The following is a 14,341-nucleotide window of genomic DNA, read 5'->3' as shown; positions in this document are numbered from 1 at the left end:
GTCTGATTTATCCTTCATCCTTTTCATCAAGGTGTTCTGCAACAGCTTGGTAAAGATGGAAAATATGGCTGTCGTGAAGTTGATAGAAAACATTGCGACCTTGTTTGCGATAACTTACTAAGCGCATTGCTCGTAAGTTTCGCAATTGATGAGAAACAGCAGATTCACTCATTTCTAATAATGCGGCTAAATCGCTGACACAAAGTTCTTCTTTAGCTAAAACAGAGAGAATTCGCAAGCGATTAGCATCCCCTAAAAAGCTAAAAAATTCTGCCATACGTTGGGCTTTATCGCTACTAAGAAGCGATTCTTGTAGGGGTTTAACATTATCACCACCTATCTCGTCTTTTAGCTCATTGTGTATATCTTCTGTATTGGGAAGAGAATTAGTCAGAGTATAAGCAACAGTATTTTTGGCTGACATAGCGGGAAAAATTCAAGTGCAATTACTTTATGAGTCGAAACATTATATACTTCCAGTATAACTATTACAGAGTATAAGAAATTACTAATGTTTTTAAGCGATGATAGTCTGTTAAGTTGGCTAGCTGTCACCAATGGTAATGACTTAGTGACGTTGTTAGAATTTCCCTTCATGCAACGTGCGATCGCTGGTGCTGTTTTAATGGGAATACTTGGCGGTGTTTTAGGTAGTTTTGTCACCTTGCGTTCCTTATCTTTTTTCAGCCATGCTGTTGGTCATGCTGCTTTGGTAGGGGTAGCGTTAGGTGTGTTATTACAGTTAAACCCCACTTGGATGTTACTACCGTTTACTTTAGTTTTTGGCGTTGTTGTCCTCTACTTGATTGACAAAACCGATTTAGGTAGCGATAGCGTTCTAAGTATTGTCTTGTCAGGGGCATTAGCTCTAGGCGTAATTCTCACTAGCCTGATTCAAGGATATCGCGGCAACTTGATGAGTGTACTGTTCGGCGATATTCTCGCTATCAATACCACAGATTTAATTTTGACACTGTTAGTGCTTGTCTTAAGTAGTATATTCTTACTTTCAACCCTGCGGCAGCAAATTTTATTAACCCTTAACCCCGCCGTAGCAACAATTCAAGGCATTCCAGTACAATTGTATCGCTACGCATTTGTAGTATTGCTGTCATTAGCCGTTGCTGTGGCAATTAAAGCCGTCGGGGTTTTACTGGTAAATGCCTTTCTAGTAATTCCTGCCTCAATTGCGAAACTAATAAGTCATAACTTTAGCCGCTTTATGGTAATGTCAGTTATTTTCGGCTCCACCACCAGCATCGCTGGCATAATCATGTCGGGTCTTTTTAACTTTGCCTCTGGTCCAAGTATTGTTATTGTGCAGTTTATCGTATTCGTAGCTGTTTTTAGCTGGGTCAAGTTGACTATGAAAGGGGCATAAATTTTTCTTTCCTTCAGCTAGTTGACGAACCCTTATTAGTTTGCTACTATTAATAATCGTGGCAAGCAAACGTCCCGCCGGGATAGCTCAGTTGGTAGAGCAGAGGACTGAAAATCCTCGTGTCACCGGTTCAAGTCCGGTTCCTGGCATATGCTACACAAGGCTTTCAAGCTTTGTCAATTTAGTTAAAACTTTATCTGCCTCCTACCTGCCTAAAGACAGTTTATTTTAAGGGTTGATTTATCAGGTTTATTTATAAAAGCTGATGAATCAACCATTAGAGTGAATATGCTTTTTGATCAATTGGTGAAAGCGATCGTCGGCTGAAATTATATCGGGGATGGGGACAGAAGTAAGGGCAGGTGTCGCTGTCCCAACCTCCTTCAATCTACTAGAGTGAAAAAAAACTATTTTCTGAATACAGACACAATGCAACAGATAAGCAGCTTGAACACAAATTTAACCGACTTCGCGGGCTAATTAAGCAGCTTGCGGGCTTTTTAAACAAAGAATCTGGCTTTATTCTTCGGGATGACGAATACTAATATGTTCTCAAACTTAAGTGTTCGATCTATTGTGGTGATTATTTTGGTGGTCGGGTCGTTTGCTTTGGCGATCGCAGATCATAATTTTCGCCCAACGTTAACACTTTATGTAAACGGCGCATTTTTACGGAAAGGCTGACAAGTGTAACCGCACCTTGGGCGCGAAGGACTCTGCGTTTAGCGCAACGACTGAGCGCAATTGGTTTATCTCTGGGCGGTGCAGCAGGGGTAAGACTCTCAGAGCAATTGGGGGTAACAACTTCTCGTAACACGCTATTAAAATTAGTACGCTCAATCCCACTCCCGCCAATCGTAACGCCACCTTGTACTTCAAACTTTTTCTTGACTTCTGAATTCTGACTTCAAACTTAGTTATGAGCTATAGAAATCAGTTCATTACCATTACTTATCAAAGGGTAAAAAACTTAGGTAATTATGAGAGCGAACGGCTAGAAATGACGGTTGAGGTAAATGAAGATGAAGACGAGGACGAGGACGAGGATGAAGACGACGACGATTATTAACCCGCCTGACGAGCCGGACTAACTCACCGGCGAAACTCCCCTTTTCTTGGGGAGTCGCGGATCGAGTCCAAATCAATCTGCCTGTAAAACGTGTGCAGTAACTTAGGGCTTTTACACAGAAATAAAAGCTTTTTCATCTGTAGTATAAATGAACTATGGGTTGCCCAAAACTCTTGATTAGACGTAGCAGTGCTACGTCTGGTACATCTTTTCCACTCCTATGTCTATTGTATAATTAATTCCGTAAGACTACTTATATCTTAATACGGTTGGTGTTAAGGATTATTGGTGGAAATCCTAGATGTGTAGAGACGCGAAATTGAACTTCGTCCCGCTTCGCTAACGCGTCTCTACATTCGGTTGGTGATAGATTTACAGTCCTAACTCAACTGTATTGACTTATATCTGACATCAAAACAAAAAGACGCTAAGTAATTCTTAGCGTCTTTGCGCGAAAATATTATCTTTAGCGGTTAACTTTAAACCATCTCTGATGGTGCTTGCATTATTGGTTGGGGTTGGGGTTGAAACATGAATAGGGAGTATACCACATCTCGGCGGATATTCACCATCATATCCAAGAAAAGTTCATATCCCTCGCTCTTGTACTCAATCAGGGGGTCTTTTTGACCGTAGCCGCGTAGTCCCACAGATTCTCGCAAGGCATCCATTTGTTGTAAGTGTTCGCGCCAGAGGGTATCAATCCGCTGTAAGATAAAGAACCTTTCAGCTTGTCGCATCAGTCCGGGCTGCACTTGGTCAACTTGAGCTTCCTTCATATCGTAGGCAATTCGCACCTGTTCGTGAAGGAAAGCTTTAATTTCGCCAATTGTCATCTCTTCTAATTGATTTGGCTGCAAGTCTTCCAGCAGATAGACGAATTCTTTGACTTTCTCAACTAGCTTTTCTAATTCCCACTCTTCTGAGGGCAAATCGGGGTTGATGTAATAGTCAACGATCTCATCCATCGTTTTTTCAGCGTACTTGATAACCTGTTCTTTCAAGTCTTGCCCTTCCAACACTCGACGACGTTCAGCGTAAATAGCGCGACGTTGATTATTCATCACTTCGTCGTACTCAAACACCTGTTTGCGGATGTCGTAGTAGTAGGTTTCGACTTTTTTCTGAGCGCCTTCTAAACTGTTGGTGAGCATCTTCGACTCAATGGGCATATCCTCTTCAACATTAAAGGCTTCCATTAAGCGGGCAACGCGATCGCCTCCAAAAATCCGCATCAAGTTATCTTCTAAACTTAAGAAGAATCTTGTCGAACCAGGGTCCCCTTGGCGTCCTGCACGTCCACGTAACTGATTATCTACCCGTCGCGATTCGTGGCGTTCTGTACCAATTACGTGCAAACCGCCTAACTGCACTACTTCTTCGTGTTCCCGACTAGTAAACTGTTCGTATTCGTGCTTGACGCGGTTATAAGCTTGGCGCAGAGTTTGAATTACTACGTCGTCAGTTGGCGCTTTTTCTGCCGCTACAGCTACTTTATCTTCTGCTTCTAATTCGGGTAAACTGCGCTCACCATACTCCCGCACTGCGACTTGTACAGCTTCTTTCAAAAGTTGCTCTGTTTCTTTTGACAGTTGAATCGGGAAGACTTGTGGCGAAGCCTTCCAAGTTTTCACCTTTTTACCAGGGACAAAACCATGTCCACCACTAGATACTTTGGGTAAACCACCATCTCTGTGGACACCAAAAGTATCTTCATCTTCGGGTTGGACGATGCGGGGCATAAAGTATTCCCGCAGCTTCAGACGCGCCATATATTCAGAGTTACCACCCAAAATGATGTCAGTACCTCTACCAGCCATGTTCGTGGCGATGGTGACAGCACCTTTACGTCCGGCTTGGGCGACAATTTCTGACTCTCGTTCGACGTTTTCGGGTCTTGCGTTGAGCAATTCGTGGGGAATATTTTGCTCCTTGAGAAGCCCGCTGAGATATTCTGATTTTTCTACGCTGGTGGTTCCTACCAGCACAGGTCTACCGATTCGGTGCATTTCGGCGCATTCGTTGGCGATCGCCCTCCATTTCCCAGGTTCAGTTTTAAAGACCATATCAGACAAGTCTTGACGCAGCCTTTTCCTGTTGGTGGGAGTTACAGTTACTTCCAGTTTGTAAATTTTTTCAAACTCAGGTTCTTCTGTCTTTGCTGTTCCAGTCATTCCTCCCAACTTGGGATACAACAAAAACAAATTTTGATAAGTAATCGTCGCCAAAGTTTGCGTTTCCGGCTGAATTTCTACGTGTTCTTTAGCTTCAATTGCTTGGTGTAGTCCATCACTCCAGCGTCGTCCTGGTAACACCCGACCGGTAAATTCATCGACAATTACCACTTCCTCATTGCGGACGATATAATTTACATCCTTGAGGAAAAGTTCTTTTGCTTTAATCGCATTGAAAATAAAGTGTGCCCACGGATCTTCCGGGTCGAATAAATCACTTACTTCCAAAAGATTTTCAGCTTCGGCAAAACCTTCATCGGTCAACAGCACGTTCCGCGCTTTTTCATCGACCTCGTAATGGTCATCTTTTTTCAGAGTAAGTGCAATTTCCGCTGCTTGCAAATATTTTTCTGTCGGTCTTTCTACCTGTCCAGAAATAATTAGAGGTGTCCGCGCTTCATCAATGAGAATTGAATCTACTTCGTCAATTACGCAGTAGTTAAATGGACGTTGCACAACATCTGCCATTGATGTTGCCATATTATCACGCAAATAGTCAAAACCGATCTCGCTGTTAGTCACATAAGTGATGTCACAGTTGTAGTTTTTTTGACGTTCGGCGGGAGTCATATTTGCTTGAATTAGCCCCACACTCAACCCCAAAAAGCGATGCACCTGTCCCATCCATTCCGCGTCTCGACGAGCCAGGTAATCGTTTACGGTGATAACGTGTACACCTTTACCGCTTAAAGCATTTAAATAACTTGGCAAAGTCGCAACCAGGGTTTTGCCCTCCCCGGTTTTCATTTCGGCAATTTGCCCTATATGCAGCATAGCACCACCTAAGAGCTGCACATCAAAATGTCGCAATCCTAAAACACGCCTAGCTGCTTCCCGGACAACAGCATAAGCTTCTGGCAAAAGATCATCTGTAGTTTCACCTTTAGCAAGTCGTTCTTGAAACTCTGCTGTTTTACCCTTTAACTCTTCATCAGAAAGAGCTTTAACTTCTTCTTCTAAGAGGTTAATTTCAGTAATGTAAGGTTGGTATTTTTTAAGTTTACGAGCGTTGGGATCGCCCAACAAAGTTTTTAGCATGGCAGTTTATTCAACTAAATCAAGAGGGATGGAGATTAAAGGTTTGGCATTTATTATAAGCATTTAAGCCAACCGAGCCGTGGCAGCGCAAGGTCGATAATTTGAAACTTATTTCATAGTATCATTTTGGCTTCAGCTAAGGGAGATGGGGAGACAGGGAGACAGGGAGACAGGGAGACAGGGAGACAGGGAGACAGGGAGAGGGGGAGACAACGAAGAAAATTCCCCTTGTCCCCTTGTCCCCTTGTCCCCTTGTCCCCCACTCCCCTTGTCCCCCACTCCCCTTACTTCCACTCTGGACTTAGGCTACGAAAGTTGAAGTCGGTGGCACTTGGGTGACAGCTGACACAGCTACCTACTTGTAGTGGGCGTGGTAGTTGCACTTTGGGATGCAAAGCTTTAAAATAGCGGGAATCCTTGAAGCGATAAGGTGTTGGTTCTTCTTTCAGGTGGGAACGGGAAAAAGTTAACAGATATCTCCACACGAGGATGCGGGGTGGATCGACTAGGGGTTTGAGTTGTACACCGTAGTGCTGGGAATCTTGCAGAAGATTTTTCCAAGTTTCGGTGGGAAAAACTGCTGGTGGAAGGGCAATGTGACAATTAGAGCAGTTTTCTAGATATAGTTGTTGTCCTAATTGGTATTGTGCCGGCACTATGTCAACCGTACCGATTTCTGATGTATTTGTAGCTGCTTGTACATTAGTTGCCAAAGCCAGAAGCCAGCCCATAGCCAGACTCCACGCTAAAATTATCACCATTAAACCGATAGTTTTTCGCTTTGTTGGACGGGATTTACGCTTCACAAGATTTGACATTTCTCTCACTCACAGATATTTAGATGATTTAATTTCACTTTAGAACTTTAACTAATTCCTTGGCTTAGTTAGGTAGGAAAGTCAATAAAAAGGCGATCGCAGTTGGCACTCAGTCAGTGTGGAAGAATTTGTATGTTTGCTTGAGAGCGATCGCTATCTATGAATAAAGCAGCAAATCAAATGTCAGCAATTTCTGCTTGTATATCTAAATCGCTAGCCATTGCAGCTAACTGTTCATTCATATATTTTTTATCAATAAATTTATATGCTGTTAGCTTCTTTTCTTGCACTTGTCTTTTAATACGTTCTAGAAGCCATTCTTGTTCTTCTAGAGACAAAGTACGGATTGAACGCTCTATTTCTAATAAATGTGGTGATATCATATTGCCTTTGTGCTAACAACAGCCGATTTTATAAACATAATGTACCATCAGTCTCAGCTTCAGCCACACTGGAAATTTAAATGCGAGATTTCATGAACGGAAGCGCAGATTATACTTGCGACGTTGTTACAGCACTTCCCGGTGTCATGAGGTACAAGAACCCCACCCCCAACCCGCTCCCCGCAAGCGATGAGGGGGCTATTATGTACCTCATAACAAAGGAATCTGCTGTATAAAGCAAACTCATCAAAAGAACGGAACCGCGCTGCCTCAAAATCATCCAACCCACGCTGGATGCCGTCAATAGCTTCTTGGGAGTCTTGCGCTTCCCACTCCAAAGCGCTAGCCAGCATTTGGGCTGCAACAATACTTACATCCTGCCCGCTTTGTGGAGCGAGGAGAGTATATCCGTTTATGCATCTGAATTATCGGCTATTTGAATTTCTTGCTCGTATTGCGCGTAGTTTACCGCCGTAGGCATCGCGGATTCAATTATTTCATTACTAACATCTGAAATATCGGATTTGGAATAAATTGTAGTGAGTATAATTCCTTCCTCAGTTTTCAGATAATAAATGACTCGATAGCCTCCACTTTTTCCTTTTTGGATGTTGCTATTTTTGAGACGAACTTTGAAAACCTGATATTTAACTCCAGCAATTCTATCGCCAAGGATTTCACCTGCTTTAAGTTGGTCAATTAAGGGTTGGAGATCGGTACGAATTGAACGATAGCGTTTGGCAAGTTCTCGAAGATCCCTTTTAAAACGAGGTGTAAGAGCAATCTGAATTGGCGATGGTTCACTCTGCATCGATACCTGACCACATTTCTGAGAGGGGAATAGTTTGTCCAGTTAAAGCCTCGTGTAATCCTTGGCGAATACCTTCAATAACAACTTCTGTAGGTGTTTCATCTGGATCTGTTTCGTCATCTTCGGAAAGTAAGACGATAACACGAACGCGCTGTGGTTTGATGAATCCCAGCGATTTATCGAGCGTAAGTTGTCCACTCTCATTAATTGTCGCTGTGGTTTCAATTGCTTTCATAGATGGTGATAGTGTTGTTAAATATCGAGTCAATTCAACCTACTTCTAGTCTAGTGCAGCATAAGCGCCTTTATCAGGAAAGGCACTTATGCTGGAGGCACTTATACACTTATGGAATTCTGATTCCTGCCCTCTGCTATAATATTTTTGCAATTAAAATTGAACAATAATTATTTTTTAAGATACATAAAAATTATAAGGTATTTTTGCTTTCTGTGGTAAAGTACTTGAGAGCATACGCTTGTATTGTTTATCCTGTACATTTCGAGTTTGTTGATTTTGAAAAAGAAGGTGGAGATTTCGTGTCTAATATAGAACCTTCAAATAATTCTTCAGTACCCTTATCTTCTAGAAAAGCAAATTTTTCATGGAACGTATTCAAAAATTCATTTCTTTTACCTATATTTTCTATTGGGCTTCTAGCTGGAAGCGGTTACTTATTTTATACTGGAGAACCTGAAGCTGGTGCTGCATTAAGTGGATCTGCAATGAAACTGCAATTAATTTATCGTAGAGACCTAGCAGTGCTACGTCTCTACAAATACCTAAATGCTCATCTCTAACATTCGCTGCATCGGACGCAACGCTGCTAATCGGATCTCTTCAGACATCGTAATTTCCGGCGATCGCTTCTTCATTGCCAAATACAACTTCTCCAGCGTATTCAACCGCATAAACGGACACTCATTACAATTACAATTATTCATCGGCGGTGCGGGAATAAATTGTTTGTGCGGTGCTAATTTGTGCATTTGGTGAATGATTCCAGGCTCTGTAGCCACGATGAATTCTTTTGTTGGACTTTCTTGACAATATTTGAGTAAAGCCGCTGTAGAGCCAATAAAGCTGGCGTGGCGCAATACGGAAGTTTCACATTCTGGGTGAGCGATCGCCTCCGCTTGGGGATGTGTTATTTTTAACTGCACCATCTTCTTCTCAGAGAAGGTTTCATGCACAATACAGCTTCCTTGCCACAGTACCAAGTCTCGCTTTGTTTCTTCCATCACATACCGTCCCAAGTTGCGATCGGGAGCAAAAATAATCGGCTGCTCTTTCGGTATCTGCTCCACTATTTTGACAGCGTTGGAACTAGTGCAGATAATATCACTCATCGCCTTAATTTCGGCAGAGCAGTTGATGTAAGAAATCACCAAATGTCCTGGATGAGCAGCTTTAAACTCTGCAAAATCCTGCGGTGGACAACTATCAGCTAAAGAACAACCAGCAGTCAAATCTGGTAAAAGTACCAATTTGTCAGGATTAAGAATCTTTGCCGTTTCTGCCATAAAGTGAACACCAGCAAAGACAATTACATCAGCATTAGTTTTAGCTGCTGCATTTGCCAGTTGTAGTGAATCGCCAATAAAGTCTGCGATATCCTGAATATCTGGCTCTTGATAATAATGCGCCAAAATTACCGCGTTGAGTTCTTTTTTCAAACTCTCAATCGCGGCAAATAAATCCCGTGGTAATGCACCCAGTTGGGTGTTTTCTCGTTGAGCAAGTGCAGTGTTAAACACAGTTAGGAGTTGCTAAGAGATGCAAGTAATTGTCTTGTAGAATTAATTATAGTAGTTTTTACCAAAAATAGAGGGAGGATTACCCACCTTCTTTGCGAATGTGCCAAAATAAGCTTGAGTTTCCTATGCTGGTAAGAAGATGGCAAGGAAGATGGCATGAGCAGTCAGAAAAAAACAAGCATGGTGAAAATAGCTGTAGTCGGAGATGTTCACGACCAATGGGAGGAAGAAGATGGAATTGCGCTGAAACATCTGGGTATTGACTTAGTGCTATTTGTCGGCGATTTTGGCAATGAGTCGGTTTCGGTGGTAAAAGCGATCGCACGAATTGACATCCCCAAAGCTGCGGTGATGGGAAATCACGATGCATGGTACTCGGCAACTGATTGGGGACGCAAGAAATGTCCTTACGATCGCACTAAAGAAGATTGGGTACAGCAACAACTCGATTTATTGGGTGAAACTCATGTAGGTTACAGTAAGCTGGATTTTCCCGATTTGAATTTATCTGTGGTGGGGAGTCGTCCCTTTACCTGGGGTGGACCGCAGTGGAAATATAATGATTTTTACGAACAAAGGTATGGAGTGACGAGTTTTGCTGAATCTAGCGATCGCATTGTGGCAGCCGCAAATAGCGCCGCTTATGAGACAATTATTTTTATCGGTCACAATGGACCAGTTGGTTTAGGCGATCGTCCTGAAGACCCTTGTGGTAAAGATTGGGAACCAAAAGGTGGAGACTTTGGAGATCCAGATTTTAGTGAGGCGATCGCCCGAACTCGTGCTGCTGGTAAAAGCATTCCTTTGGTAACATTTGGTCATATGCACCACAGTCTGCGATTCACAAAGAAAATGCTGCGAAAGTCTGTTATAGCGACAGAAAACACGATTTACTTAAATGCCGCGAGTGTGCCGAGGATTGTACAAAATAATAGCGATAGACTGCGTAATTTCTCTATAGTCACCTTGGAAGCAGGGGTTGTTTCCCAAGTCTCTTTGGTTTGGGTTGGCAAAGATTTCACCGTTGCTTCCGAGGAAATTTTATATGAACAACCTAATCAAGTAGTGCAAACAGCGTAAATGATGGTATAGTACAATATGTCTGTCTTAGCTGACAGTCTCCTGGAGAGGTGGCAGAGTGGTCGAATGCGCTCGACTTGAAATCGAGTGAGCCGAAAGGTTCCGTGAGTTCGAATCTCACCCTCTCCGTTTGATTATTTGTAATAGGTTCAAGAAGTACGCAGAAAATTTGGACTGCCAGAGTGAAAGTTTATTGGACAGAAACAGCTTTCGATTTAAGTACGGCTAACCGAACCTATAGCTTTAAGTTCCTCGTTTTAATACTTGTATAGCTTTAAATCCTTCCCATGTTTGGCTAAAGAATACGATGGGAATAATCAAACCTACTGGTTTACCAGTTTGAATCATATTGTAAATACCAGTTAATAAATTTAGAAGCATAAAACCTACAGCAATTAACAAAGCAAGTTTTGATTTACGCTGTACGAAAAAACCCAAAAGTAAGTAAAGTAAACCAAAAGTAAAAAAGAGAATTCCTATTATCGTTGCTTCGCTGAATTTATTGCCAGCAACAAATGCTAATATCCCCAGAAAAATATTCAAAACTCCAACTGCATAGACTGCACGGTAGGCAGAAGATAATTTTTTTCGGTAATCTGATATTTGTTGTGTTTTACTAGTCATGATTTGTTAAATTTATATTGCTCAATTAAATTTTTATTTTTGAAGTGTAGAAATCTAATTGCTCTAATCTAAATCTTGCGAAAAAATTAGAAATCTGGGAGAGCTTTTTTCTTCCAAACATGAGAAATATTTTTGTATTGACGGTCTAGTTGGGTGGTTGCACAAGTAAGCGATCGCGCTTTTTCCTCAAGCTGGCTTATCTGTTTCATGAAACTAACCGCAAACCCCAACATAAATAATGAAAATACTCCTGTAAAACCTTGAGTAACAATATAGGCAACGCAACTACCAAACGCACTAATAAATATAATGATTTGAGCTAGCGCTCCATACATATTAAGCCGCACAATAGATTTATATTCTTCTAAAGATTTATCATTAGCGATCGCTGTATTATTTTCCAGAAATTTCTCAAGTTGAGCTTTCACATAAAAAGTTATAGCAATCGATAACAACGATAGTCCAATATACGCAAAACGCAAAAACATTGTTTTACCCCATAAAAATAGTTGGCTAATTACTGCTATGAATAGCATGTATTCTTTATACAATTAATGGTAAGAATTAATCCTGGGCGATCATACGGAAAATTTAATCTTACGTGATAATACTTCCATATACCGTTTTTGAAGTAGCAATTACTTACTTCTTAGCATTAGTGTCTACACTTGTAATTGGTCTTGTTTATATTGATGTACTCAAAATTTACAAGCAAGTACAATTTGAGGGTAAGAAGATATCTGTATCTGAACTAGGAACAATGTTGCGTGAGAGAATTGAATACTATACAAAACCTGGTTGGGAAAGTTTGAAATTAATTTTAGTCAATGGTAGCGGGAACTTCGCTCCGTCTATGTAATTTACACCCAACAAACAATTTAGCGATCGCACAGACAAATAATTTGCGCGATCGCCTCGTCTTTATTTTTGGCTTGCATCATGCTAGCATAAAGGATAAATCCTGCTTGGAGGTCAACCAATGGCTACCCTTTATGTCAGAAATTTACCCGATGATTTGTATGCAAAGCTGCAAGAGTTAGCTGCATCTCAGCACCGTTCAATAAATGCCCAAGTTATCACTTTGTTAGAACAAGTCTTAACAACTCAAGCACAAGAAACAGAAGAACAAAAGCGACAAAATATCCCAAAAGTTTTAGAGGAAATTCGTCAACGTCGTGAAAATCGTCGGACTGATATCGAATGGCTCGATAGCACTGCTATGATCCGAGAAGATCGCGATAGATGACTACTCCTTTTAGGTGCGTCGTGGATGCTTTTGAGGTTCCGCTCTTGTCCTGAATTAAAATGCCGATCAATTGAAATATTCAAACAACCAAATAAACCATCTTAACCACAACTATAGCGTTTCCTAGTCTGCTGAGGTACAAATTTATCTGCGTCCATCGGCGTTTATCTATCTTCCGAAGCGGTTAATTCAATATTCTGTACCTCATGAATGTGGGAATCGCTATATCATCGACGCATTAACCAAGGTAATGGTACGGCTAAGTTAGTCTTAGCTTTTTTTTTCGGATTGTAAAATCACGGGTTTGTGATAATTAGATGTATAACCAGGTAAAATTTCTACCCCAGGCTGAGTTAACCTAAGTGTTAAAGAAAGTCGTACTTTACCACTTTGATTACGTATAGAACGATGTACAAGATTATCAGTAAATAACACAAATTCCCCAGGACGTAACACTACAGGAATAGCTTTTTTTGCAACTTCATCAGGTATCTCAAAAAAGTGATTACCACTAAAAGGATCGGTTACTTTTATCTGACAATTTTTAAAGTAAGTATTAGGTATATACTCAAAACCATTATATTCATTAACTTCTGTCAAAGCTATATAAGCATGGATAGTTTTACCATCCCCTTTAAGTAATTTAGGATAAGAATCTTGATGCCAAAAAGGAATTAATTGTTGACTTGGATAATTTACCCATAGTTCCGATCGCCATAATACTAAATTCTCTCCTAAATGTTCAGTCAGCTTTTCTAATAAGCTCTTATTGTGACATAATTGCAAAATTATGGGTGAGTCTAAATGTCTCTCCATGTGAAAAGATTTTTTTAAAAGTTGAACTATTATAATGGAAAAAGACCCCAAATCAAATTTAATCAATGCTAATAATAGCTGAGTAAAGATTATTCTTTTTGGCAATATTGGCAAGACTTTATTTAAAATATTTTTGGTAATATCAGCCAGTTCATTGCTGCTTAAATTGAGAGAATTTGGTCCCCAAATGCCATCAGTTTCATCATAAGTAATTTCCTGCAAATTCTGCTGTTGATTGCAACCAGTCCATAATAAACTACGTTCCCATAATTGCTGTAATATTTCTTGATTTTCTGTTATTTGAGGTAATGAAATTTCTTTGTTATGACTATCTAAAAATTTTCCACTAATATTTTGATAGTCTGGGGAAGTAGTACAAACCAAAGTACTATATGCTCCAGCTTCCGGGGAAAGACCTAAACCTAAATATTTACTGAGGCGATGCCATATAGTAATATTTGATTGCACAAAACCTGGATGAATTGCGTTAACAGTAACTTGAGAATTATTTAATCGTTGAGAAAGTTCTTGGGTTAATAGCAATAAGCAGAGTTTAGAAATCGCATACAGGTTTAGAAAATTTAACGGTGTTCTTTTTACTAATAAATCCCAGTTAATACCACTTGGATATAATGCTAAATCTGACGAGATCATGATAATGCGACCAGGTGCAGATTTTTGGATTTTTTCTAGTAATAAATAAGTGAGCAAGAAGTGACCTAAATAGTTAGTTCCCCAAATTAGTTCAAACCCTTCTTTTGTTGTACCTCTGCGGTTAAATATACCTGCATTATTGACCAATATATGCAACGGTAAATTTTTGTCATTGAATAGTCTGACACAGTTATGAACTGAATCTAAAGAAGCTAGGTCAAGTGGTAAAAATTCCACATTTTGATTAAGAGTAGTTTGCCGGATGTATTCTATAGCTTTTGCTGCTTTAGTTGCTGAACGACATGCAATAAATACATGATTACCTAATTTGGCTAAACCTACAGCCGTCATTAAACCTACACCGGAATTACCACCTGTAACTAGACAGACTTGCATAATTGACTATTTCTCAGTATTTACTCACAACCAGTT

At 40.5% G+C, this 14,341-nt stretch carries 17 protein-coding genes, 2 tRNA genes and 1 pseudogene; 9 read left to right on the top strand and 11 right to left on the bottom strand.

Annotation, left to right across the window (positions count from 1 at the left end):
• Window positions 1-7: 7 nt before the first annotated feature.
• Window positions 8-424 carry an ArsR/SmtB family transcription factor gene (locus TOL9009_RS0118540; RefSeq protein ID WP_084763247.1) on the bottom strand — a complete coding sequence of 139 codons (417 nt, stop codon included), beginning with the start codon at window positions 422-424 and terminating at the stop codon, window positions 8-10.
• Between the two features lie 87 nt (window positions 425-511).
• On the opposite strand from TOL9009_RS0118540, the gene TOL9009_RS0118535 reads away from it, so the two are divergent.
• The 4 genes and pseudogenes from TOL9009_RS0118535 to TOL9009_RS47440 all read left to right on the top strand — a co-directional run bounded on the left by TOL9009_RS0118535 (window position 512) and on the right by TOL9009_RS47440 (window position 2,450).
• Window positions 512-1,381 carry a metal ABC transporter permease gene (locus TOL9009_RS0118535; RefSeq protein WP_029634108.1) on the top strand — a complete coding sequence of 290 codons (870 nt, stop codon included), beginning with the start codon at window positions 512-514 and terminating at the stop codon, window positions 1,379-1,381.
• Between the two features lie 76 nt (window positions 1,382-1,457).
• Window positions 1,458-1,530, top strand: a tRNA-Phe gene (locus TOL9009_RS0118530).
• A 492-nt stretch (window positions 1,531-2,022) separates the two neighbouring features.
• A pseudogene (locus TOL9009_RS50900) lies at window positions 2,023-2,247 on the top strand (ISL3 family transposase); the annotation flags it as partial.
• 53 nt (window positions 2,248-2,300) lie between these two features.
• Window positions 2,301-2,450, top strand: coding sequence for a hypothetical protein (locus TOL9009_RS47440; protein WP_186227593.1), 150 nt, complete (start codon window positions 2,301-2,303; stop codon window positions 2,448-2,450).
• 479 nt (window positions 2,451-2,929) lie between these two features.
• Here TOL9009_RS47440 and secA read toward each other — a convergent pair whose 3' ends face one another.
• The 6 genes from secA to TOL9009_RS0118490 form a co-directional block, all read right to left on the bottom strand.
• Complete coding sequence (gene secA / locus TOL9009_RS0118515) at window positions 2,930-5,722, bottom strand: preprotein translocase subunit SecA (protein ID WP_029634106.1); 2,793 nt, start codon at window positions 5,720-5,722, stop codon at window positions 2,930-2,932.
• A gap of 284 nt (window positions 5,723-6,006) precedes the next feature.
• The gene (locus TOL9009_RS0118510) at window positions 6,007-6,540 is read right to left on the bottom strand and encodes a cytochrome c (protein ID WP_029634105.1); all 534 of its coding nucleotides are present in this window, start codon (window positions 6,538-6,540) and stop codon (window positions 6,007-6,009) included.
• Window positions 6,541-6,716: 176 nt separating this feature from the next.
• Entirely contained in the window at window positions 6,717-6,923 is a 207-nt protein-coding gene (locus TOL9009_RS0118505) for a hypothetical protein (protein WP_029634104.1), read from the bottom strand.
• A gap of 59 nt (window positions 6,924-6,982) precedes the next feature.
• Window positions 6,983-7,276, bottom strand: a complete 294-nt coding sequence (locus TOL9009_RS49460; protein ID WP_199341387.1) for a hypothetical protein — start codon at window positions 7,274-7,276, stop codon at window positions 6,983-6,985.
• 59 nt (window positions 7,277-7,335) lie between these two features.
• Entirely contained in the window at window positions 7,336-7,734 is a 399-nt protein-coding gene (locus TOL9009_RS0118495) for a type II toxin-antitoxin system RelE family toxin (RefSeq protein ID WP_029634103.1), read from the bottom strand.
• Window positions 7,724-7,969, bottom strand: a complete 246-nt coding sequence (locus TOL9009_RS0118490; protein ID WP_029634102.1) for a type II toxin-antitoxin system RelN family antitoxin — start codon at window positions 7,967-7,969, stop codon at window positions 7,724-7,726. The genes TOL9009_RS0118495 and TOL9009_RS0118490 overlap by 11 nt, the downstream gene beginning before the upstream one ends.
• A gap of 302 nt (window positions 7,970-8,271) precedes the next feature.
• Here TOL9009_RS0118490 and TOL9009_RS0118485 point away from each other — a divergent pair, with 302 nt between their 5' ends.
• The gene (locus TOL9009_RS0118485; protein ID WP_144238273.1) at window positions 8,272-8,532 is read left to right on the top strand and encodes a hypothetical protein; all 261 of its coding nucleotides are present in this window, start codon (window positions 8,272-8,274) and stop codon (window positions 8,530-8,532) included.
• On the opposite strand, the gene nadA is transcribed toward TOL9009_RS0118485, so the two are convergent.
• Window positions 8,515-9,489 (bottom strand): quinolinate synthase NadA, encoded by a 975-nt coding sequence (nadA, locus tag TOL9009_RS0118480; protein ID WP_029634100.1) that lies wholly within the window; start codon window positions 9,487-9,489, stop codon window positions 8,515-8,517. The two genes, TOL9009_RS0118485 and nadA, sit on opposite strands and share 18 nt — an antisense overlap.
• Before the next feature lie 156 nt (window positions 9,490-9,645).
• On the opposite strand from nadA, the gene TOL9009_RS0118475 reads away from it, so the two are divergent.
• Window positions 9,646-10,569 (top strand): TIGR04168 family protein, encoded by a 924-nt coding sequence (locus TOL9009_RS0118475; protein WP_029634099.1) that lies wholly within the window; start codon window positions 9,646-9,648, stop codon window positions 10,567-10,569.
• A 44-nt stretch (window positions 10,570-10,613) separates the two neighbouring features.
• A tRNA-Ser gene (locus TOL9009_RS0118470) sits at window positions 10,614-10,698 on the top strand.
• A gap of 114 nt (window positions 10,699-10,812) precedes the next feature.
• Here the strand turns inward: TOL9009_RS0118470 and TOL9009_RS0118465 are convergent.
• Complete coding sequence (locus tag TOL9009_RS0118465) at window positions 10,813-11,193, bottom strand: hypothetical protein (protein WP_029634098.1); 381 nt, start codon at window positions 11,191-11,193, stop codon at window positions 10,813-10,815.
• An 86-nt stretch (window positions 11,194-11,279) separates the two neighbouring features.
• A complete protein-coding gene (locus tag TOL9009_RS0118460; protein WP_190909774.1) occupies window positions 11,280-11,681 on the bottom strand; it encodes a hypothetical protein in 402 nt (133 codons plus the stop codon).
• A gap of 170 nt (window positions 11,682-11,851) precedes the next feature.
• On the opposite strand from TOL9009_RS0118460, the gene TOL9009_RS0118455 reads away from it, so the two are divergent.
• Together TOL9009_RS0118455 and TOL9009_RS0118450 are read left to right on the top strand one after the other, a co-directional pair.
• Window positions 11,852-12,052, top strand: coding sequence for a hypothetical protein (locus TOL9009_RS0118455; protein ID WP_144238272.1), 201 nt, complete (start codon window positions 11,852-11,854; stop codon window positions 12,050-12,052).
• Between the two features lie 120 nt (window positions 12,053-12,172).
• Window positions 12,173-12,439, top strand: coding sequence for a FitA-like ribbon-helix-helix domain-containing protein (locus TOL9009_RS0118450; protein ID WP_029634095.1), 267 nt, complete (start codon window positions 12,173-12,175; stop codon window positions 12,437-12,439).
• A gap of 270 nt (window positions 12,440-12,709) precedes the next feature.
• Here TOL9009_RS0118450 and TOL9009_RS0118445 read toward each other — a convergent pair whose 3' ends face one another.
• Window positions 12,710-14,305 (bottom strand): SDR family NAD(P)-dependent oxidoreductase, encoded by a 1,596-nt coding sequence (locus TOL9009_RS0118445; RefSeq protein WP_029634094.1) that lies wholly within the window; start codon window positions 14,303-14,305, stop codon window positions 12,710-12,712.
• Window positions 14,306-14,341 lie beyond the last annotated feature (36 nt).

The sequence above is a fragment of the [Scytonema hofmanni] UTEX 2349 genome, assembly GCF_000582685.1.
GTDB lineage: Bacteria > Cyanobacteriota > Cyanobacteriia > Cyanobacteriales > Nostocaceae > Hassallia > Hassallia hofmanni.
This window is presented reverse-complemented; position numbering and strand designations above follow the sequence as displayed.